This is a genomic window from Bradyrhizobium sp. AUGA SZCCT0176 (assembly GCF_018130145.1).
In the GTDB taxonomy this organism is placed as follows: domain Bacteria; phylum Pseudomonadota; class Alphaproteobacteria; order Rhizobiales; family Xanthobacteraceae; genus Bradyrhizobium.
On sequence record NZ_JAFCMB010000009.1, the window covers coordinates 261,592 to 282,699 of the forward strand.

Annotated in this window: 21 protein-coding genes, 1 tRNA gene and 1 pseudogene; 12 read left to right on the forward strand and 11 right to left on the reverse strand. The window is 64.0% G+C overall.

What is annotated here, in order from left to right:
- Positions 1-3: 3 nt before the first annotated feature.
- The 9 genes and pseudogenes from JQ600_RS22505 to JQ600_RS22545 all read right to left on the reverse strand — a co-directional run bounded on the left by JQ600_RS22505 (position 4) and on the right by JQ600_RS22545 (position 9,887).
- Positions 4-2,265 carry an ABC transporter permease gene (locus JQ600_RS22505; protein ID WP_212385825.1) on the reverse strand — a complete coding sequence of 754 codons (2,262 nt, stop codon included), beginning with the start codon at positions 2,263-2,265 and terminating at the stop codon, positions 4-6.
- Positions 2,252-3,034, reverse strand: coding sequence for an ABC transporter ATP-binding protein (locus JQ600_RS22510; RefSeq protein WP_212264229.1), 783 nt, complete (start codon positions 3,032-3,034; stop codon positions 2,252-2,254). Before JQ600_RS22510 ends, JQ600_RS22505 begins: the two co-directional genes overlap by 14 nt.
- A 23-nt stretch (positions 3,035-3,057) precedes the next feature.
- On the reverse strand, positions 3,058-4,119 hold the full coding sequence (locus JQ600_RS22515) for a branched-chain amino acid ABC transporter permease (protein ID WP_212385824.1): 1,062 nt from the start codon (positions 4,117-4,119) through the stop codon (positions 3,058-3,060).
- Positions 4,120-4,122: 3 nt separating this feature from the next.
- Complete coding sequence (locus JQ600_RS22520) at positions 4,123-5,139, reverse strand: branched-chain amino acid ABC transporter permease (protein ID WP_212385823.1); 1,017 nt, start codon at positions 5,137-5,139, stop codon at positions 4,123-4,125.
- Between the two features lie 139 nt (positions 5,140-5,278).
- Entirely contained in the window at positions 5,279-6,112 is an 834-nt protein-coding gene (locus JQ600_RS22525; RefSeq protein ID WP_212385822.1) for a helix-turn-helix domain-containing protein, read from the reverse strand.
- 136 nt (positions 6,113-6,248) lie between these two features.
- Positions 6,249-7,304: an iron-containing alcohol dehydrogenase gene (locus JQ600_RS22530; protein WP_212385821.1), complete on the reverse strand. Its 1,056-nt coding sequence runs from the start codon at positions 7,302-7,304 to the stop codon at positions 6,249-6,251.
- Positions 7,305-7,418: 114 nt separating this feature from the next.
- The gene (locus JQ600_RS22535) at positions 7,419-8,684 is read right to left on the reverse strand and encodes an ABC transporter substrate-binding protein (protein WP_211995594.1); all 1,266 of its coding nucleotides are present in this window, start codon (positions 8,682-8,684) and stop codon (positions 7,419-7,421) included.
- Positions 8,685-9,356: 672 nt separating this feature from the next.
- A pseudogene (locus JQ600_RS22540) lies at positions 9,357-9,665 on the reverse strand (fumarate reductase/succinate dehydrogenase flavoprotein subunit); the annotation flags it as partial.
- 145 nt (positions 9,666-9,810) lie between these two features.
- A tRNA-Pro gene (locus JQ600_RS22545) sits at positions 9,811-9,887 on the reverse strand.
- Between the two features lie 68 nt (positions 9,888-9,955).
- Between JQ600_RS22545 and JQ600_RS22550 the strand changes: the two genes are divergently transcribed.
- From JQ600_RS22550 to JQ600_RS22565, 4 genes are read left to right on the forward strand one after another with little or no spacing between them, the layout of a single operon-like run.
- Positions 9,956-10,948, forward strand: coding sequence for an L-threonylcarbamoyladenylate synthase (locus JQ600_RS22550; RefSeq protein WP_212385820.1), 993 nt, complete (start codon positions 9,956-9,958; stop codon positions 10,946-10,948).
- Between the two features lie 24 nt (positions 10,949-10,972).
- Positions 10,973-12,400 carry an FAD-binding oxidoreductase gene (locus JQ600_RS22555; RefSeq protein WP_212385819.1) on the forward strand — a complete coding sequence of 476 codons (1,428 nt, stop codon included), beginning with the start codon at positions 10,973-10,975 and terminating at the stop codon, positions 12,398-12,400.
- Positions 12,401-12,408: 8 nt separating this feature from the next.
- Positions 12,409-12,858, forward strand: coding sequence for a GNAT family acetyltransferase (locus JQ600_RS22560; RefSeq protein ID WP_212385818.1), 450 nt, complete (start codon positions 12,409-12,411; stop codon positions 12,856-12,858).
- Between the two features lie 15 nt (positions 12,859-12,873).
- The gene (locus tag JQ600_RS22565; protein WP_212385817.1) at positions 12,874-13,455 is read left to right on the forward strand and encodes an NUDIX domain-containing protein; all 582 of its coding nucleotides are present in this window, start codon (positions 12,874-12,876) and stop codon (positions 13,453-13,455) included.
- 51 nt (positions 13,456-13,506) lie between these two features.
- Here JQ600_RS22565 and JQ600_RS22570 read toward each other — a convergent pair whose 3' ends face one another.
- A complete protein-coding gene (locus JQ600_RS22570) occupies positions 13,507-14,265 on the reverse strand; it encodes an SOS response-associated peptidase (RefSeq protein ID WP_212385816.1) in 759 nt (252 codons plus the stop codon).
- A gap of 62 nt (positions 14,266-14,327) precedes the next feature.
- Here JQ600_RS22570 and JQ600_RS22575 point away from each other — a divergent pair, with 62 nt between their 5' ends.
- The 5 genes from JQ600_RS22575 to JQ600_RS22595 all read left to right on the forward strand — a co-directional run bounded on the left by JQ600_RS22575 (position 14,328) and on the right by JQ600_RS22595 (position 16,939).
- Positions 14,328-14,840 carry a hypothetical protein gene (locus JQ600_RS22575; protein ID WP_212385815.1) on the forward strand — a complete coding sequence of 171 codons (513 nt, stop codon included), beginning with the start codon at positions 14,328-14,330 and terminating at the stop codon, positions 14,838-14,840.
- A 91-nt stretch (positions 14,841-14,931) separates the two neighbouring features.
- Positions 14,932-15,351, forward strand: a complete 420-nt coding sequence (locus JQ600_RS22580) for an NUDIX hydrolase (protein WP_212385814.1) — start codon at positions 14,932-14,934, stop codon at positions 15,349-15,351.
- A gap of 146 nt (positions 15,352-15,497) precedes the next feature.
- Positions 15,498-15,875, forward strand: coding sequence for a TIGR02301 family protein (locus tag JQ600_RS22585; RefSeq protein ID WP_212264208.1), 378 nt, complete (start codon positions 15,498-15,500; stop codon positions 15,873-15,875).
- 1 nt (position 15,876) lies between these two features.
- Positions 15,877-16,581: an HAD family hydrolase gene (locus JQ600_RS22590; protein WP_212385813.1), complete on the forward strand. Its 705-nt coding sequence runs from the start codon at positions 15,877-15,879 to the stop codon at positions 16,579-16,581.
- Positions 16,582-16,672: 91 nt separating this feature from the next.
- Positions 16,673-16,939 carry a hypothetical protein gene (locus tag JQ600_RS22595; RefSeq protein WP_192735255.1) on the forward strand — a complete coding sequence of 89 codons (267 nt, stop codon included), beginning with the start codon at positions 16,673-16,675 and terminating at the stop codon, positions 16,937-16,939.
- Positions 16,940-17,065: 126 nt separating this feature from the next.
- Here the strand turns inward: JQ600_RS22595 and JQ600_RS22600 are convergent, their stop codons facing one another.
- Positions 17,066-18,400 (reverse strand): dihydroorotase, encoded by a 1,335-nt coding sequence (locus JQ600_RS22600; protein WP_212385812.1) that lies wholly within the window; start codon positions 18,398-18,400, stop codon positions 17,066-17,068.
- A 185-nt stretch (positions 18,401-18,585) separates the two neighbouring features.
- Here JQ600_RS22600 and JQ600_RS22605 point away from each other — a divergent pair, with 185 nt between their 5' ends.
- From JQ600_RS22605 to JQ600_RS22615, 3 genes are read left to right on the forward strand one after another with little or no spacing between them, the layout of a single operon-like run.
- Entirely contained in the window at positions 18,586-19,467 is an 882-nt protein-coding gene (locus JQ600_RS22605) for a folate-binding protein YgfZ (RefSeq protein ID WP_212385811.1), read from the forward strand.
- 10 nt (positions 19,468-19,477) lie between these two features.
- On the forward strand, positions 19,478-20,104 hold the full coding sequence (locus JQ600_RS22610; protein WP_212385810.1) for a DNA-3-methyladenine glycosylase I: 627 nt from the start codon (positions 19,478-19,480) through the stop codon (positions 20,102-20,104).
- Positions 20,101-20,724, forward strand: coding sequence for an HD family hydrolase (locus JQ600_RS22615; protein ID WP_212385809.1), 624 nt, complete (start codon positions 20,101-20,103; stop codon positions 20,722-20,724). Before JQ600_RS22610 ends, JQ600_RS22615 begins: the two co-directional genes overlap by 4 nt.
- Positions 20,725-21,108 lie beyond the last annotated feature (384 nt).

Consider the following 21,108-nt stretch of genomic DNA (forward strand, 5'->3'; position numbering starts at 1 on the left):
CCCCTACCGGCCCGCGGCGCGTGCGCGCGGCCGTGCGCCTTGCAGCGCGCGAAAATGCTGCACCAGCGCGGCCGCAAACGCCGGGCTGTTGATGTGATGCGGAACGCGAATGAGCTGGCGCGACGCCGTCTGCCGCACGCTCGCCTCCAGCGCGCCGAACAGCGCCTCGCGCGCCGCAGTGTCGAAGAACGGCTTGCCCGCCTCGTCGAGCGCCGAAACCCCGCCCTCCGGCAGCAGAAAGCGCACCGGGCCTTCCATCAGATTGAGCCGTTCACCGATCCAGCGGCCCATCGCGGCATTCTCCGCAGGCAGTGTCCGCATCAGCGTGACCTGCGGATTGTGCTGATGAAGCAACCGCGTCCGGTAGCGCTCGGGGACGCTGTCGGGCGCGCCGAAATTGACCATGTCGAGCGCGCCGACCGAACCGACATAGGGAATCCGGGTGCGGATGATGGCGCCGAACCGATCCTCGGTCGCCGGAAACACGCCGCCGAACAACAGGTCGGCGATTTCGGTGGTCGAGACGTCGATCACCGCCGGCACCAGGCCGCCATCGACCAGCTTCTCCATCGACTGGCCGCCGATGCCGGTGGCGTGGAACACCAGGCATTCGTAGTCGTCGCCGATCAGTTTCGTGACCTGCTGCACGCAAGGCGTCGTGACGCCGAACATCGTGAGGCCGACCAGCGGCCGCTCACCGCCGGCATGGCGGCGCGGCGGCGGCGCCTTGCTCGCCTCGAGCCGCGCCTTCGCCATCCCGGCCATCGCCTGTGCGCCGTTCGCCAGCACCTGTCGCGAAATCGCATTCAGTCCCTGAACGTCGGTGACGGAATACATCATCATGATATCGGAGGGACCGACATAGGCCCTCGTGTTGCCGGAGGCGACGGTCGAGATCATCAGCTTCGGCACGCCGACCGGCAGCGCCCGCATCGCCGGCGTCGCCAACGCCGTGGCGCCGGAGCCGCCGGCAGAAATCAGGCCGAGCAGCCTGACGCCGTCGCGGCCGGACTTGCCCTTCACCCAGGTCTCGAAAGCCTCCGCCATCGCCGCCACGGCGGCGCCACGGTCGGCATTGAACACCCCGGCGGAACCGCGCGGGTGATGCAGCGCGATCTCCAGCGGCGGCACATCCGCGCCGGAGATCCGGCCCGTGGTCGACAGATCGACCAGCTTCACCGGCAGGCCCGCCGCTTTGATGATGTCGGCGATGAAGCGAAGCTCCTCGCCCTTGGTGTCGAGCGTGCCGGCCACGGCGACGAATGGCTCGTTGAGACCACCTATGCTGCGCCCGACCTTGCGGTCGGATGCGGCGACCGCGGCCGCGACGGGCATGCGCGTCAGGGTGTGCGCCGATCCTTCGATCCGCGCCGCCGCAACATCGGGGCTCCAGCGGGTGGGCAGCACCGGGTTCGACAGGTAGACCCGGATCGGCGCATCGTTGCGAGCTGGCGCCGCTGCGGTCCGGCGGCCGCCGGGTTCACTCACGGAAGCAGGCGGCGGTTCGATCTCCTCGTGGCCATGGCGACCGACGCCGAGCAGGCGCTGCTGCAGATCGCGATCGGCTGCCAGCCGCGCCGCCTCGATAACGCGGTTGACCCGGCCGTTGACCATGATCGCGACCATGTCCGAGATCTCGGTTGCCACCCCGATGTTCTGCTCGATGACGAGGATGGCGACGTCGCCTTCCTCGCTCAGCCGCACCAGCATGTCCTCGACCTGAGCAACGATGACAGGCGCGAGGCCTTCGGTCGGCTCGTCCATGATCAAGAGCCGTGGATTGAGCAGCAACGCCCGCGAAATCGCCAGCATCTGCTGCTCGCCGCCGGAGAGCTGCGAGCCTGCATTGTTCTTGCGTTCGGCAAGCCGCGGAAAGGTGTCGTAGACCCGCTCCGGCGTCCAGCCGCCGCGCGGACCGCGTTGCGCCAGCCGCAGATGCTCGTCGACGCTCAGCGATCGCCACAGCCGCCGGCCCTGCGGCACATAGCCGATGCCGAGCCGGGCGATGTCGGTGGTGGAGCGGCCGACCAGTTCCTCACCGAACGCGGTGATCGAACCGCTCGACACCGGAACCAGACCCATGATCGCCTTGCACAGCGAGGTCTTGCCCATGCCGTTGCGGCCGACCAGGCTGAGCACACCTTCCTGCAGGGTCAAATCAACGCCCTGCAGCGCGTGCGACTGGCCGTAAAACAGGTTCAGCTCGCGAACCTGCAGCGCCGGCAGCGTGCCGCGTAGCGGCGGACCACGGTCAGTGCTGGGCATGACCGCCTCCGAGATATAGCTCCTGAACTTCCGGATCGGATTCGATCTCGTCGGACCGGCCTTCCTTGAAGATCCGGCCGTTGTGCATCATCGTCACGCTTTCGGCGACACGCAGCGCGACATCCATGTCGTGTTCGATAATGATGAAGCCGATGTGCGCCGGCAGCGATGTCAAAATCGTCACCAGATCGGCGCGCTCGGTCGGCGATAGGCCCGCCGCAGGCTCGTCGAACAGCACGAAGCGCGGCGCGCCGGACAGCGCCAGCGCTATTTCAAGCTGGCGCTGCTGGCCATAGGCCAGCTCGCCGACCAAGCGGTCCTTGTCGTCGGTCAGGTGCACAGCCTCGACCAGTATTTCCGCTGCTTGCACGAGTGCATCGTCGGGGCGGGGCCGGACCAGCGAGAAACGGTTTCGCGAAACACCGCAGCAGGCCAGATAGACATTGTCCATCACGCTCAGCCCGGTGAAGAGCGAGGATATCTGGTAGGTGCGGCGCAAGCCCCGTCGGATTCGCTCATGGGGCGGGAAGACCGTCACATCCTCGCCAAAAAACCGGACCAGGCCCGCTGTGGGCAGAAAATCCCCGGTGATGCAGTTGAACAGCGTGGTCTTGCCCGCGCCATTCGAGCCGAGAACGGCCCGCCTTTCGCCCGGTTTCACCGAAAGCGTCACGTCCGAGATTGCGGCCAGCGCGCCGAACATCTTGGTGATGCCGCGCAGTTCCAGCGCATTGCCGGAGCTGGCATTGCCAGCCCCGGGCACGTTCATCCGGGAAGACACGACGGGCGCGTTCATGCCCCGCCTCCCGTCGTTGCGGCCTTGCGCGCCGCAAGCCCCGCGCGCCAGCGATCCCACAGGCCCAGCACACCATCCGGCGAGAACAGCACGATCGCCAGGAAGCCGATCCCGATGATCAGCTTGAAGCGATCCGCCGAGAATCCGAAAAAACCGAGAATGTCGGTCGAGAACACTTGCAGCAACACGTAGATGAAAGCGCCGATAAACGGTCCGAGCGGACGGCGCATTCCGCCGACTACCGCGACCACGAGCACATCGATCGCGGAGGAAATTCCGATCGTGCCCGGCGCGATCTGCGCATTCTGCCAGACCAGAAGAATGCCGCCCGTGGAGGCGAAAACGCTCGCCAGGGCGTAGGCCGCCACGCGATGGGCGGTCACGTTGAAACCCAGTGCCGCCATGCGACGCGGGTTGTCGCGCACGCCCTGAAGGGCGAGCCCGAAGGGTGAGCGCGCGAGATAGACGACTGCGCCGTAGCAAAGAGCGGCGCAAGCAAGGGTGAGGTAGTAGAAAGCCAGGGGATCGCGCCAGTTCACGCCGAAAAATTTCGGCGGCAACACGAGGTTGAACCCGGAATAGCCGTTGAAGACCGAGTAGTTCTGTCGTGTGAAATAGAAGAAGGCCGCCGCGATCGCGAGCGTGATCATGATCGTGTAGATGCCATCCGTGCGAACGGCGAGCGCGCCGGATATCGTCGCGAAAAGAGCTGCGATCAGGAAGGCGGCCGGAAGCACGATCCACCAGGAGAGGCCGAGACTGACATTGGCCGCGCCGGACGGCCCAAGGATTGCGACCATGTAGCCGGCCATTCCGGCAATCGACATTTGCAGCAGGCTCACCATTCCGCCATAGCCGGCGAGGAACATCAGGCTGAGCCCGATCATGCCCAGAATGAAAGTCCAGCCCATTATCTGGAACAGCCAGAAATTGTTGGCCACGATCGGCAGCAACAGCAGGATCAACCCGAAGATCCACCAAGGGGCGGGAATGCGCTCGGACCACATTCGCTGGTCGACGGGGCTGGCGAAGCGAGGGGCTTGATCGGCAACCGACATGTCCTACCGCCTCGTTCCCAGAAGGCCCTGCGGCCGAAACGCCAGCACCGCCGCCATGATGAGGAAGGTGAGAACGATCGAATAGGTCGGCGCGTAGACAAACCCCATCTGCTCGGCCACCCCGATGATCAGCGCGCCCAAAGCCGCGCCGACGATCGACCCCATGCCTCCGACGATCACCACCACGAGGCTCGCCAGCAGGAAACGCGTATCCTCGCCGGGCGACAGCGACTGGAACGTGGCACCGATGATCCCCGCGATACCGGCAAGCCCGGCGCCGAAGCCGAACACCGCCAGAAACACCAGATGGATGCGCACGCCGGAAGCGGCCAGCATCTCACGGTCATCCACGCCCGCACGGATCAGCATGCCAAGCGCGGTGCGGTTCAAAACGAGCCACATCGCGATGCCGATCACGATTGCCGCGACCAGGATCCAGACGCGCACGGACGGGTAGCGGAGCCAGGTAATCGCGCCGGTCGCGTCGTTGACGTTGCTCACGAGGGGCAATTCCATCGGCCCCTGCAGGAATTGCGGAGCGAGGATCGAATATGATTGCCCGCCCCACCACCACAGCATGAGGTCGGCAAACACGATCGAAAGCCCGATGCTGACCAGCGTCTGGCGGAGCTCCTCGCCTTCCATTTTCGAGAAGATGAAGAACTGCATCAAGAGCCCGATCAGCCCCACGACGATGAACACAACCGGAAATGCCAGCAGCCACGAACCCGAGGCGGTCGCGACCTCGTAGCCAACATATCCGCCGATCAGGAACAACGACCCATGCGCGAGATTGACGACGCGCATCAGGCCGAAAATCAGCGTGAAGCCGGCTGCCACGAGGAAGTAGAGCGCGCCAAGCGTGATGCCACCCAAAAGGGCATTCAGGAAGATTTGCTTGCGGCCCCAAACCGCCACCAGTTCGGGTGGCCAGGGGGCCAGCACAAGACACAGGAACGCTGCGGCCAAGAGGAAAAAAATCAGGCTCCAGAGCGGATAGCGCTTGATGTAATTGTCCATCTCAGAACGGCCCAACAGCTTCCCGTGGCGAACTTCGCCACCGTTGGAATGAAGGCTAGATTGAAGTTGCCGGCCTGTCCTTTCCCGAACGTCTTTTCTCTAGCCCGAACGTCTCTTCTTTGGAGTGCAGCACCTCTTTTCAGTGTGTGAGCGCGACGCTGCGCCGGTAGGCGCTCGGCGGCACGACGCCATTGGCGATGAAGAACCGCGAGAAGCTCGCCGGGGTCGCAAAGCCGAGATCAAGCCCGATTTCAGAAACCGTTTCCGTGCCTCTGGCCAATCGCTCGATCGCGCGCTCCATGCGCAGGGCGTTGAGGAAGATCGTAGGGGGCAAACCCATCTGCTCGCGAAACAACTTGAAAAAATGCGGGCGCGAGAGGCCGGCGTTCCGCGAAATCTCTGCAAGGTCGACGGGCTCGCCGAGCCTCTCGCTCAGGAGGCTGATCGCGCGCCGCAGGCGGAAATCCCGCAGTCCCGAGCAATGGGCAGCCGGCCTGTCAGCCGCGCTCGTCCACTGCCAGGTTTGATCGAAGGCCGCCTGGGTGAGGGCACTGAGCCGGTCTTCGAAAGAGCCATCGCAGCCGCCATGGTCGGCGAGAAGCCGTGCGGTTTCCGACACAAGCCGGGTGATGTGGTCGCTCATTTCGACGGTTGAGCGGCCGAAGCGCAGGATTTCGAAGGCGGTGTGGCTCGCCTCAACAAACCAGCCCGGGCGAATATAGAGAACGAGCGTCAGCGTTGGTTCGCGGCGGTCAACCGGCGCGAAATAATGCGGTTGCCATGGGCTGATTGCCGTTGCGCAGAGGGGCGTGAGCGGCAAGGTCTTGCCATCGACAACCACGCTGGCGACCGGTCCGCTGACGTGAAAGATCAGATGCCCCTCGCGATGGGCATGCGGCACCATCGGCCGATCCAGCTCATAGAGGCAAGCGCGCCCGAACGCACCATGTGCGACCGCGTGAGCAATACTCATCGGTTTCCTCCCCGCCCATCTTTGTGTGCGGTTACGGAAGAATGTATAAGGAGATCGCGTTGTGACAACAGGCAAATTGCCCCGGCCGCCACCGGTCCAGGCCGTTTGCCACACGCCGGGTGCTGCTCATTCGTGCTCACCAGGCGGCCTCGAGAATGCGGCGGCAGTCGCCGGGGGTCAGCCGTCGGGGATTGGCAAGCGCTCCAGGGTCGTTCGCTGCCAATTCCGCAAAACGGTCGAACTGAGCCGGATTGATCCCCATCTCCCGCAAGGAGGTCGGCAGGCCGATGGCGCGGGCGAAAGCTCCGATTGCGGTGCTGAAGTGCGGCTCCCGCGTTGTTCTGGCGAAGGTTTCGGCCATGGTGGCGTATCGATCGCCCACGGCTTCGGTGTTGAAGTCGGCCATGGCAGCCATCAATGGCACTTGGAGATCGCCATGCAGGACGCCGGGTCCAAGTTCAGCCTTGATCGGATGCGCAAGCGCATCGACCCCGCCAACCGCTTTTTCCAGCGCGAGCCCGGCCGTCAATGCCGCGACCATCAATTCGCGCTGCGCTTCCCGGTGACTGGGCGAAGCAAGCGCCACGGGTAGCCACCGCGTAAGCCGCTTTGTGGCCTCCAGCGCAAGCGCGTCCGCCGGCGGGTGGTAGACGGGGCTGGCATAGGCTTCGATGGCATGGACCAGCACCTCCATGGCCGCGGCGGCGAGGCGGCGTGAGGACGCTCCCTCAAGCACGGTCGGATCGGCGATGACCCGGTCGGGGCGCGGGCAGGTGACCGGCTGGCCCTCCCCCAGGCGCACCCGCCGCGCCAATCCGAAATCGCAAAGGCCGGCAGGAACCGCGATCAGCATGAGGCGTTCGCCTCGCCGCAATGCATGCTCCGCGGCGAGACGCGCCTGCCCGACGGCCGCAGATCCACCCACGGCGATGAGCGTGCCGGTCCGGATGTCGCTCATGGCGCTCAGAATCCTGACAGTTGCGTCCACATGAGGGCTGGCACGATCGGTCCGCGCCAGGCTGATCACCGTCTGGCCGAGTGACTCCTGCACGCGCGCGCAAACGGCCGCGCTTCCCGGCTCGTTGTCAACGAGTACCAGCGCCCGAGCGAGCGGCCCCACCTCCTCGGGAAGCGCATCCTCGATCGCAGCTTCTGCGAAATGGGTGCGCGTGAGATAGTCGATGAGAGTCATCGGACACGCTCCCGGCATTTCCGCCGCATGGAGTCTGCAATGGCGGAATTCCGAAGGAAGCGGCGGCCGGCTGTGAGCGCCGGCCACCGAAGATGACATCAAGAGCAGGCGCGCTCAGCCGCCCGCGCGCAGCTTGGCGCAGTCAACCGCATCGCGCGCCGGCAGCCCCAGGGCCTTGAACTGAGCCGTCGTCATGCCGAGCGTCTGGTTCACGTTTTCGGTCTTGGCCACCATCTTGCTGGTCAGGTTGCCGTCCGGTCCATCGACCACTTCGTTGACGAAGACCGTTCCGGTCGCCTGCCGGTTTTCGTTCAGCGTGATCTTGCCGATCGGGCTGTCGAGCTGAAGCTTGTTGAGCGCTTCCTTGAACTTTGCCTGCCCGTTCGACAGATCGCCCCCGGCCGCTTCGAGCCCTTTGATGGCGGCCTGCGTGGCAACGTAGTAGCCCAGACCGAACAGCGACGGCGACGGCAGGCGCTGGGCGGCGGGGAAGGTGTCCTGATAGAGCTTCACATACGAGGTCCATGCCGGGTCGGTATTGTCGGCGGCGAAGGGGCCGGAGGTCGGCGTGCCCTTCAGCACGTCCTTCGCTTTACCTTTCGCCGTCAGAACCGTCTGGTCGGCCATGATGGTGCCGCCGATCAGACGGGTCTTTTCACCGGCCTGCTGGTATTGATTGAGGAAGTTGATCGCATCCGTGCCGCCAAGGCCCAGGTAGATCGCATCCACGTTGTCAGGCAGCTGCGCGATGATCCCGCCGAAATCCGATTGGCCGAGCGGCTGCCAGAAGCGCTGGACGATGTCGCCGCCCGACTTGCAGAAGTCCACCGCAAAACCCATGAAGTTCGTGTAGCCGAACGAGTAATCGGCTGCGATCGTTGCAACCTTCTTCCAGCCCTTCGTCTTCACGACGTAGCCGCCGAGGCCATAACCCCATTGCGAGCCGTCGAGGTTGAAGCGGTAGAAGTTCGCCGCCGGATCGACCCATGTCGTCTCGAGCGCGCCGGAGATGCCGTTGATCACCACCTTGTCGGGGATGGTCTTGGCGAAGTCGCGCATGGCGATGCCTTCCGAGCCGGAAAGCGGGCCGATGATGAAGTCGACCTTGTCCTGCTCAATAAGCTTGCGAGCCATACGGACCGTTGTGTCGGGTTTGGTATCCGTCGGAGCGACGACGGTTTCAATCTTCTTGCCGGCAATGGTGTTGTTCACCTGCTTGAGAGCCAGTTCGACATTTCGGACGCCATCCTGGCCACCGGTCGCGAAGGCGCCTTCCAGCGCCACCAGAATGCCGATCTTGATGGTGCCGCTCTGGGCGAGAGCTGCGCCGGGCAACATAAGGGCGGCCACCGCGACGGCGCCAAGCAAAGACTTGCGCATTGTTGTTCCTCCCTGTGACGCGGAAGAGAGAATCCGGCGACCACGCCGAACCTCCCCCATGTGCGTCTCGTAACGCGCCCCTCGCGGGCGCCTTCGGGAAGGCTGCCGTTCAAAGCCCAAGCCGCCAATATCCAAGCGTCTCATTTTCGCCGCCGCTGTTATGTGCGGGGAGCGCGGCATAAGCCGTCCTCTCACCGACGCTCGCCGTGAGTTGCACCGAGCAGGCCGAACCTGCGCCGCCTGGGTTGAAGCTCAAATGCCAGCCCCAAAGCATGCTCCAAAACGTTGGCGCGCGATTGCATTGGCGCCGTTGTTCGTCGTCTGGCTAGGCATCGGCCGCACGTCGCGCATGACGTTCGTTGCATTTTTTCGCTCCTCCCGATCGTCGTCGCAACGCTCACCGGCCTGACTTCAGTCGATCGCTACCTGTTGAGGCTATGCAAGCCAGTGGGGCAGATAGGGTCCCGCCTTTATTCGAAGGTAGCCATCTCGTGGCCGTCCCGGAATCTTTGCGTGTTCAGGTGCGGACCTGATCCGATGACACCCCCCAACCATTCCTGCAGTGTCGAACGAGATCCTTTCGTACCGAATATCGCCAAATCCGCAAGTCGACATTGCTGACGTCGGTTGTCACTGGATTTTCTTTGATCTCTCGGTGCACACACCGCCTTCGCGCCGGGTCTTGTATTCGAGCTGGTTCGGCGGAATCCCGTCCTCTCGCCTCGTCGGTGCCAGCACCCGCGCCTGCTCGCGGGCAACGTCACCTAGGTCGTAGTCGGGAAGATCGATATTCGCGGCGAAGCCCGCCGCGTGCTCCCCTGCCACCGCGCCGTTGGTGAAGGCGCCGAGCATGTAATTGTGCGGCACACTTGCCATGTCACCCGCGGCATACAAGCCCGGCACCGTGGTGCGCGCAAACTCATCGACGTAGACACCGGATGCGCTGTGGCCGGAGCAGAATCCGATCTCGGAAATATGCACAAACCGATCGTTGGCTGTGACAAGCGCGTGCACGGCCTTACCCCAACGCTCTTATGCAGAATCGAATTCCACAGGCACGGCGCTGCTCCGATCGAGCCATTTCGTTGCACGCTTAAATCATCGAAAGTATAAGTATTTGAAAGAATGGTCGGAGTGGCAGGATTCGAACCTGCGACCCCTGCGTCCCGAACGCAGTGCTCTACCGGGCTGAGCCACACTCCGACTAAGAACGCGGCTTATAGCTGCCGGTTTCGGTCACCGCAAGGCACCGATTTGAGGAATTAATCCCTGTGAATACAAGCCTGAAAACGTCGGTTTTGCCCGCCAATGAGGCCGCGGTGGCCTCTGCCGCGCATTGTTTGCGCGAAGGCGGGCTGGTCGCATTCCCGACCGAGACCGTTTATGGTCTGGGCGCCGATGCCACCAATGCGGCTGCAATAGCCCGGCTTTACCAGGCCAAGGGCCGGCCGGCCTTCAATCCGCTGATCGCCCATGTCGGCGATCTCGCCGCGGCGCGCGAAATCGGCCGTTTTGACGCGGCCGCCTTGCGGCTGGCCGAAGCGTTCTGGCCGGGGCCGCTGACGCTGGTGCTGCCGAAAACCGAACATTGCGCGGTCGCCGACCTCGCCACCGCAGGGCTCGAGACCGTCGCGATTCGGATACCGGCGCACCCTGTGGCGCGCGACATCCTGCGCATCCTCGGCCGGCCGGTGGTGGCGCCATCGGCCAATCTGTCCGGACACGTCTCGCCGACGACGGCCGCCCATGTGCAAAGCGATCTGGAGGGGCGGATCGACCTGATCGTCGATGGCGGCGCGGTCGCCGTCGGCGTCGAATCGACCATTGTCGGGATTTTCGACGAACCGATGCTGCTGCGGCCGGGTGGCCTGCCCCGCGCCGACATCGAGCGCGTGCTGGGCCGTGCGCTCAAGCAGCCGCCTGCGGACGCCGAGAATGACAGCGCCCAGCCGCTGGCGCCGGGCATGCTGGCGTCCCATTATGCTCCGAGAACACGTGTGCGGCTCGGTGCAATTCAGATCGAGCCCGGCGAAGCGCTGCTGGCGTTCGGCAGCGATGCAGTTTCGGGAATTGACGCCGCCGCCGCGGTGATGAATCTGTCCGTACGCGGCGATCTCAGCGAGGCTGCCGCCAATCTGTTCGGCTATCTTCGCGCGCTCGACAGCAAGGCTGCGCAAACCATCGCCGTGATGCCCATTCCCAACGATGGACTGGGCGAAGCCATCAACGACCGGCTGCGCCGCGCCGCAGTTGGGCGAGAGTGAATCGGACGGGAGTGAAACCAGACCATGAATATCGTTCAGCCCGCCGCGCCACCGCTTCCGCCCGAACTGATCGCGAAATTCCGCGCGATCGTCGGCGACAAATATGCGGTGACGGATGCTGCCGATATCGCGCCCTATGTCACCGAGGAGCGCGATCTGTTTCACGGAAAATCTCCGCTGGTGTTGCGGCCGGGATCGACCGCGGAAGTGTCCGAAATCTGCAAGCTCGCCACCGCGCATAAAATCGCGCTGGTGCCGCAGGGCGGCAATACCGGGCTGGTCGGCGGCCAGACGCCGCATAATGGCGAAGTCGTCGTCTCGCTGCGTCGGCTCGATAAAATCCGCGAGGTCGATGCCGCCTCCAATACCATGACCTGCGAGGCCGGGGTGGTGCTGCAGGTCGCGCAGCAGCGCGCCCGCGACGTCGACCGGCTGTTTCCGCTGTCGCTCGGCGCCGAAGGAAGCTGCACCATCGGCGGCAATCTCTCGACCAATGCCGGCGGCACGGCCGCGCTCGCCTACGGCGTGGCGCGCGAGATGGCGCTCGGCCTGGAAGTGGTCTTGGCCGACGGGCGGATCCTGAACTCGCTGTCGAAGCTGAAAAAGGACAATACCGGCTACGATCTGCGCAATCTCTTCATCGGCGCCGAAGGCACGCTCGGCATCATCACGGCGGCGACGCTAAAACTGTTCCCAAACCCGCGTGCGATCGAGACCGCCTATGTCGGCCTGCAATCGCCGGCGCAGGCGCTGAAGCTGCTGTCGATCTCACAGAACGAGGCGGCCGGCAGCCTGACCAGCTTCGAATTGCTGGCCGACATCGCGGTGGATTTCAGCATCCGTCACGGCATCGACATCCGCGATCCCCTTGACAGCAAGCACCCCTGGTACGTGCTGATGGAATTGTCGTCCTCACGCGATGACGCCCGCGACGCACTGGAATCGATCCTGGCCAAGGGCATGGAGGAAGGCATCGTCGATGACGCCGTGATCGCGGCGAACCTCAGCCAGCGCTCGGCGTTCTGGAAGCTGCGCGACGAGATGTCGGCGGCGCAGAAGCCGGAAGGCGGCTCGATCAAGCATGACATCTCCGTGCCGGTCGCCGCCGTGCCTGATTTCATCGAAGACGCCAATGCCGCGGTGGTGAAGTTGATCCCGGGCTCGCGGCCGGTACCGTTCGGCCATCTCGGCGACGGCAATATCCATTACAATGTCAGCCAGCCGGTCGGCGGCAACACCGCGGACTTCCTGGCGCGCTGGCACGAGGTCAACGAAGTCGTGTTCGCGATCGTGCTGCGGATGGGCGGATCGATCTCCGCCGAGCACGGCATCGGCGTGCTCAAGCGCGACGAACTGCCCGACGTAAAAGACAAGGTCGCGATCGAACTGATGCGGAGCATCAAGGCGATGCTCGATCCCGCAGGGATCATGAACCCCGGCAAGGTGCTGTGAACGCATCAATGCCAAAGCCGCTTCCTGCCCTCGCCATCGCGCCGATCGCGGATTCCGACATCCCCGCCGTCGTCGCGCTGTGGCAGGCGTGCGGGTTGACGCGGCCGTGGAACGATCCGGCGTCCGACATCGCGCTGGCGCGGCGCGGGCCGAATTCGACCGTGCTGATTGGCCGCGACGGCGGCGCCATCGTGGCGACCGCCATGGCCGGCCATGACGGCCATCGCGGCTGGGTCTATTACGTCGCGACTGATCCGGAACGCCGCGGCCGCGGCTATGGCCGCGTCATCATGAACGCGGCCGAGGATTGGCTGCGCGCAGCCGGCATGGCCAAGGTGCAATTGATGGTCCGGCGCGAAAACGCCCGCGCCGGCGCATTCTACCAGTCGATCGGCTACGCCGAGGCGCAGACGGTTGTCTTCGCCAAATGGCTCGACGGCCGCGAACCTACGCCTTGATGCAGAAAGATTACCATGACCATCTCCGACCGCATCCGCATCAAAGACGAGCGTGTCCTCTCCCATGCCCGGTACCTGTTGAAGAGCATCACGCTCGACTACCGCCGCGGCAACGGCGAATGGCAGACGCAAACCCGCGAAGTCTATGACCGCGGCAATGCCGCAGCCTTGCTGCCGTACAATCTCGCCTTGCGCACCGTGGTGCTGGTGCGGCAGTTCCGCTTGCCGGCCTACGTCAACGGCCATGACGATCTCCTGATCGAAGCCGCCGCCGGCATGCTCGACGATGCATCGCCGGAGGAGCGAATCCGCGCCGAGGCCGAAGAGGAAACCGGCTATCGCCTCCACGACGTCAAGAAGGTGTTCGAGGCCTTCATGAGCCCGGGCGCGGTGACGGAGAAACTGCACTTCTTTGTCGCCGAGTATGAAGCCTCGATGCGGATCGGCAGCGGCGGCGGCCTCGCCGACGAAGGCGAGGACATCGAGGTGCTGGAATTGCCGATTGATCAGGCACTCGCGATGATCGCCGATGGCCGCATCGCCGATGCCAAGACGATCATGCTGTTGCAATATGCGGCGCTGCATATTTTCAGGTAGGTCTGTACAGGAGTTCACGTCGTCCCGGCCTTGAGCCGGGACGACGCGGAGTCAAAACAGCGATCCCTGCCCTTCGTCCTCCGGCGCCGACGCCGCCTTGCGCGCGGCTTTCTTCGGCTTCGGCTCCTCGGCCGCACGTTCCTCGTCCGTGATCGGCAGCAGCAATTGCGCGTCGTCATTGACGACGCGATTGACCCGCGTCGAAATCTCGTGCCAGGCGAATTCGCCTTCCGCGGGGCCGGTCAACAACGCCATGACGTCGTCGGCATCAAAGGCCCGGGCATCCAGCCAGCGCTCGAATTCATCGGGCGCGATCGTCACGGGCACGCGATGATGCAGCGCCGCAAGATCGCGGCTGGCCGGCGCGGTGACGATCGCAACGCTGTCGACCTCCTCGCCGTTCGGTCCCATCCAGGTCTCGGCGAGGGCGGCAAAGCCGACCGGCTTGCCGTCGCGGCGGTGGATGAAGAACGGCCGTTTCCGGCCGCTGGAATCCTGCCATTCGTAATAACCGTCGGCCGGGATCAGGCAGCGCCGCCGCTTGATCGCGTTCTTGAAGGCCGGCTTTTCCCGCACCGTCTCGGAGCGGGCGTTGATCAAGAGCGAGAATTTACGGGGGTCCTTGACCCAGGCCGGCACCAGGCCCCAGCGCATCAGCCGGAAATGCCGGCCGCCATTCTCCAGCATCACCACCGGGATTGGCTGCGTCGGAGCAATATTGTACCGCGGCGGGAAGTTGGGCTGCTCGGCATAGCCGAAAATCTGCCTAAGTGCCGCCGGCGGCGAAGTAATTACGAAACGTCCGCACATAATCTAACCCGAATGGGTGTCCGTTTAATTCCTTTTAACCCCAATTGTTAACACTGGAACAGATGAGCTCAACGGCCGCCACACAAGCGCGATCCGATCGCCCGACACCGCTACCGACGAGCCCCATCGATGAGGCCCGCGCCGCGGTGCTGCGCGCCGCCAACATCAACCCCCGCACCGGGCTTGCCACCGACTATCTGAATCATTTCAACGAAGCCATCATGCTGCTCGAGATGGTTCCGGACATGCCGGAATGCGCCGAGGATTTTCTGACCTGGAGTCCGCTGTCCTACGCCGAGCATTTCTGGGCTTCCAATTTCAAGGCCCGCGATCTCGCGATCGAGGCCTACGAATTGGCTGACCCCAAGATTCGCACCGAGTTCGACAACGTCGCCAACACCATGACCTCGATCCTGACCGCGGTAGGCTCGGCGATGCGCGAAGCCCGCCAGGACAAGACCCGCGCCACGCTCGCTGAGCAGGCCACCGGCTGGGTCAAGCCGCTGGTGGCGCTGGCCGGTGGCATCATCAACGGCGCCACCGAGGCCGACGTCGAAACCATCATGTCGAACTAAGGCCTGACCTGACGGCAGTGCATTAGACCTTCGCGCATCGATCGGGCATGATCCGGCCCGAAACCGTCCACCACTTTTGCCGGATCAAGCCTTGGATTCGCCAGCCCCGCCCACCCGTCCCCAGCTCGCCGTCAGCGGCGCGATCTTTCGCGACGGCAAGGTACTGCTGGTCCGGCGCTCACGCTCGCCGGGCAAGGGCTTTTATTCGTTCCCCGGCGGCCGGGTCGAATTCGGCGAATCGCTGCATACGGCGCTGCATCGCGAGGTCGACGAGGAAACGGGCCTGCGAATCGAGATTCTGGCGCTAGCCGGCTGGCGCGAAGTGCTGCCGGGAACCGGCGGCGGCGGGCATTATCTGATCATGTCGTTCGCGGCGCGCTGGACCGCCCGGGAGCCGGTCCTGAACGATGAGCACGACGATTTCGGATGGTTTGATCCCGATGCGCTCGGCGATCTCAGGCTCACCGGCGGCCTCCTGGAGGTCTTAGCAGCCGCACGGAAGCTGGTTTAGGCGCGAGTCCTTTGTTTTGACGCGTTTTCTTGACGCGAACCGGTGTCCACCCCCGGATCAAGCCCGAGGGCATGCTTCGCTTGAAAACGCTATGTCTTGCCACCGGCGCATTGAGGGGGCATATCGGGCGGGTTCTGGACCCCCAAATGCGCAAGCACTTTTTTGCCGTCCTCATCCTCATCTCGGCCTGCCATCTGGCGCCCGCGCGGGCCCAGGATGGCGCCGCGCCGTTTGACCGCGATTTGCAGCGGCTGGCCGAAATCCTCGGCACGCTTCACTATTTGCGCGGCATCTGCGGCAACAATGAAGGTGCGAAATGGCGCAACGAAATGCAGGCGCTGGTCGATGCCGAAACGCCTTCGGGCGAACGCCGCGCGCGCATGATCGCCGCCTTCAACCGCGGCTATAACGGCTTCCAGCAGACCTACCGCACCTGCACGCCCGCCGCCTCGATCGCGATCCGACGCTACATCGAAGAAGGCTCGAAAATCTCGCGCGACCTGACTGCTCGCTATGCGAACTGACATGAGTCTCAACGCAATCTATTTCGACCTCGACGGCACGCTGACCGATCCAAAACCCGGCATCACGCGCTCGATCCAGTATGCGCTGCAAAAGCTCGACCATCACAGCATCCCGACCGAAGACGAACTGACCTGGTGCATCGGCCCGCCGCTGCGCGCCAGTTTTGTCAGACTGCTGGGCGCGGAAGATTCCGCCGACCGCGCCGTGTCGCTGTACCGCGAGCGATTTTCCGACGTCGGGCTGTACGAGAACGGCGTGTATGACGGGATCAGCGAATTGCTGACGAAACTCCGCCAGTCCGGCCACCGGTTGTTCGTCGCCACCAGCAAGCCGCATGTGTTCGCGACACGCATCGTCGAGCATTTCGGGCTGCGCCATCATTTCGAGCATGTGTTCGGCTCCGAGCTCGACGGCACCCGCGTCGACAAGTCCGATCTCCTGGAATACGCGCTGAAGATCGCAGCCGTCGATCCGTCCAAGACGCTGATGATCGGCGACCGCAGCCACGACATCGTCGGCGCCAGGAACAATGGCATGCAGGCAATCGGCGTGCTCTACGGCTATGGCAGCAAGGACGAATTGATCGGGGCCGGCGCGCTGCATGTCTGCGCCACGCCGCAGGCCATACTCGACTGCATTTCCCGGAATTTTCTCGCGGAACCCGCGGGCCCATCAAATGCCGAGAGCGGCGTTAACCTTTCTTAAAGATGTGGCCTAGCAGGCCCTGCGGCGCATGCTACAGCTTGGCGATCAGACGCGCTCCGCTGGGGAACGCGCGCAACGTCTGTCGAGTTTCATGAGCCATCCTGCGTCTTATTCGCTTCACCGCGACCCGCTTCCCGATCACGAGCAAAAGCAGGCGGCGCTCAGCTACCTCCATGAGGCCTGGGCCGAGGCGCGCCACGATGGCGTCGACGGCGACTGCCTGGCGCAGGCGAGCCTGTTCACGGCGCTGGCCGAACTGGTCTCGACCTATGGTGAGGACGCGGTGGCGAAATTCGTCGAAGGCCTTCCCGCGCGCGTACGCAATGGCGAATTTTCGTTGTCGCTGGCGCGGCAGTAACTCCAGACACTGTCATTCCGGGATGGTGCGTTAGCACCAGACCTCAGGTGCGCAATTGCGCACCGGGGAATCTCGAGATTCCGGGTTCGATGCTTCGCATCGCCCCGGAATGACAGAAGAGAAGCCCTACGCCCTCAGCGTCTCCAGGAACCGCACCGGCTCGCCGGTCGATGGCGTCGTCAGTTCGCCCTGCCACATCACGCGCTTGCCGCGCACGAAGGTGCCGACCGGCCAGCCGGTGACGCGCATGCCGTCATAGGGCGTCCAGCCCGCCTTCGAAGCCACCCATTTGTTGGTGATGGTCTCAGAGCGCTTGAGATCGACGATCGTGAAGTCGGCATCATAGCCGGCGGCGATGCGGCCCTTGGTCGCGATGTTGTAGAGCCGCGCGGGGCCGGCACTGCTGAGATCGACGAAACGCTGCAGCGACAAGCGCCCGGCGTTGACGTGGTCGAGCATGACAGGCACCAGCGTCTGCACACCCGTCATGCCAGAGGGCGAGGCCGGATAGGTTTTTGCCTTCTCCTCCAGCGTATGCGGCGCGTGGTCGGAGCCGAGCACGTCGATGATGCCCTGCTCGATGCCGTACCAGATGCGGTCGCGGTGATCGGCCGAGCGCACCGGCGGATTCATCTGGGCGTGGGTGCCGAGCCGCTCGTAGCATTCGGGCGCCACCAGCGTCAGGTGATGCGGCGTCGCCTCGCAGGACGCAACGTCCTTGTGGTCGCGCAGATAGTCGATCTCCTGCTTGGTCGAGATATGCAGCACGTGAATCCGCTTGCCACTCTCGCGGGCAATATTCACCAGCCGCTGCGTCGCCATCAACGCCGCGGTCTCGTCGCGCCACACCGGGTGCGAACGCGGATCGCCTTCGATGCGCAGCGACTTGCGCTCGTTGAGGCGGTATTCATCCTCGGCATGGAACGCGGCGCGGCGCTTGATGACGGCAAAAATGCGCCGCAGGCTTTCGTCGTCCTCGACCAAGAGCGCGCCGGTCGAGGAGCCGATGAACACCTTGACGCCAGCGCAACCCGGCGCGCGTTCCAGTTCCGGCAGATCGGCGACGTTGTCGCGGGTGCCGCCGATGAAAAACGCAAAGTCGCAATGCATGCGATGATGGGCGCGCCTGATCTTGTCGCTGAAGGTCGCCTCGGTGACGGTCAGGGGATCGGTGTTCGGCATTTCGAACACGGCGGTGACCCCGCCCATCACGGCGCTGCGCGATCCTGTTTCCAGGTCTTCCTTCTGGGTCAGGCCCGGCTCGCGGAAATGCACCTGGGTGTCGATCACGCCGGGCAGGATGTGCAGGCCCTTGCAGTCGATCGTCTCGGCGGCGGACGCCTGCCCGAGCCCGCCGATCGCGGCGATCCGGCCATTGGAAATGCCGATGTCGCGGATGGCCTCGCCGTCCTGATTGACCACGGTGCCGGATTTTAGAATGGTATCAAATCGCTGATTCATCGGTCCTCGACGCCCGTTTTAGGCTGCCTCTCGGGCTTGTTGACGGCACCTTAGCGCCTTAACTTCCCATGTGATATCCGGCACCTGTGTTTCCCCAGGAACTTGAACGAGAACTTGAACGAGAAGTTGCAAGAGAACTTCCAGCGAAATTCAAGAAGAACCTCCAAAATAGGCCTTTTCAGCGCATGAAAGCAGCGTTTCTTACCGACCGGGGCGTGGTCAAGGTTTCGGGCGAGGACGCCCGCAATTTCCTCAACGGCCTCGTTACGACCGACGTTACGCTGCTGCGGCCGGGCCTTGGCCGGTTCGGCGCACTGCTGACCCCGCAGGGCAAGATAACAGCGGATTTCCTGATCACGGAGGCTTCCAGCGGCCATGGCGGCGGCTTCCTGATCGACCTGCCGCGCCCATTGGCAAAAGGCCTCGCCGACAAGCTCGGCTTCTACAAGCTGCGTGCCAAGGTCGCGGTGGAAAACCTCTCCGACAGCCTCGGCGTGCTCGCGGTGTGGGACGGCGAGCCCTCGATGAAGCCTGATCTTGCTTTCGCCGACCCGCGCAACGAAACGCTCGGTTGGCGCATCCTGGTTCCCGAAGAGCTCAAGCAGAAAGTCGCCGATTTGATCGGCGCAGAACTCGTCGGTGAAGCCGCCTATGAGGTCCGCCGCGTCGCCGCGGGCGTGCCGCGCGGCGGACTCGATTTCATGTACAGCGACGCGTTTCCGCACGAGACCAATATGGACCGCCTGCACGGCATCGATTTCGACAAGGGCTGTTACGTCGGGCAGGAGGTGGTGTCGCGGATGCAGCATCGCGGCACCGCGCGCACCCGCGCGGTTCGGGTCACGCTGGAAGATTTCTCGCCCGAGGCCGGCATCCCCGTTGTCGCCGGCGACAAGCCGGTCGGCACCATGGGATCGACCGCCGGCGGCCACGGCATCGCGCTGGTGCGGACCGATCGCGTCGCCGACGCGCTCGACGCCGGCCTGACGCTGTCGGCCGGCGGGCTTGCGATCCGCCTCACCGATCCGAACGACGTGCGCACGCCGCCGAAGCAGACCGTCGCATGAGCAAAGTCCGATGAGCCGCTCTGCACGCCTGCATACCGACGGCAAGACCCGCTGCCCGTGGCCGGGCGAAGATCCGTTCTACATGGCCTATCACGACACCGAATGGGGCGTGCCTGAATATGACGACCGCGCGCTGTACGAAAAGCTGATCCTCGACGGTTTTCAGGCCGGCCTTTCCTGGATCACGATCCTGCGCAAGCGCGAGAACTTTCGCAAAGCCTTCGACGATTTCCAGCCGGAGAAGATCGCGCGCTACAGCGAGAAGAAAGTCCACGCGCTGATGAACGATGCCGGCATCGTCCGCAACCGCGCCAAGATCGAAGGCGCCGTGAACAGCGCCAAGGGCTATCAAAAGATCATGGAAGAAGGCGCGGGCTTCTCGAAATTCCTGTGGGACTTCGTCGACGGCAAGCCGAAGGTGAATCAGTTCAAGACCACCGCCAGCGTGCCGGCTTCGACGCCGCTGTCGATCAAAATATCGAAGGAGCTCGGCGCGCGCGGATTCAAGTTCGTCGGCCCGACCATCGTCTACGCCTTCATGCAGGCCACCGGCATGGTCAACGACCATCTGGTCACGTGCTTCTGCCACGAGACCTGCAGCGGTCAACATCGCAAGCCCCGCCTCAAGGTCAAATGACGCCAAGAAGAACATCTGGCAAATCTTCCGATGTCTCGACCCGGGCCTGGCAGCGGATGCTGTCGGGACGGCGGCTCGATCTGCTCGACCCCTCGCCGCTCGACATCGAGGTCGCCGATATCGCCCATGGCCTCGCCCGCGTCGCGCGCTGGAACGGCCAAACCAGCGGCGCGCATATCTTTTCGGTGGCGCAGCACACGCTGCTGGTGGAGGCGGTGCTGCGCGAGCAGATGCCGCGTGTCGATCTCAAATTCCGGCTCGCCGCATTGCTGCACGATGCGCCGGAATACGTGATCGGCGACATGATCTCGCCGTTCAAGGCGGTGATCGGCGGCGATTACAAGGTGGTGGAGAAACGCCTGCTGGCGGCGATCCATATCCGCTTCGGCCTGCCGCCGGTACTGGCGGATGCCATCACGCAGGCGATCAAGGCCGCCGACCGCGGCGCGGCCTATCTCGAAGCCACCCATCTGGCAGGCTTTGCCGAGGCCGAGGCGAAACGCCTGTTCGGCAAGGATCCCGGCCTGCCCGAACCAACCGTGCGCGAATATCTGACGCCATGGACCGCAGCCAAGGCGGAGAAGCAGTTCCTGGCGCGGTTTGGCGCGGTCGTGACGTAGCGGCTGCGTCCCGAGATCTATCAACCCGTCGTCCCGGCCTTGAGCCGGGACCCATACTCCGCGGCAGTTATTGTTTGCAGAAGGTCTCCAACGCCAGCGCTCTAACCGATGGGCCGCGGCGTATGGGTCCCGGCTCAAGGCCGGGACGACAGCGTGTTTGTTGTTGCACCGTGGCCTAAACGCACCTTCGCATTCTCGCGGCATCATCTGCCCGAGCTTTGCCAGAAATTCCTTGGCCCTCATGAACAGAGGGCGCAGGGAAGACCGGGTGCGCGCTGCACCCGCGGTCTCGCGTGCGGTTTGCACAAAACAAAATGCACACGAGCATACAGGGCAGCGGAGAACACCCGGCCTTCCCTGCGCAATGGCTTTACGGCTTATGCC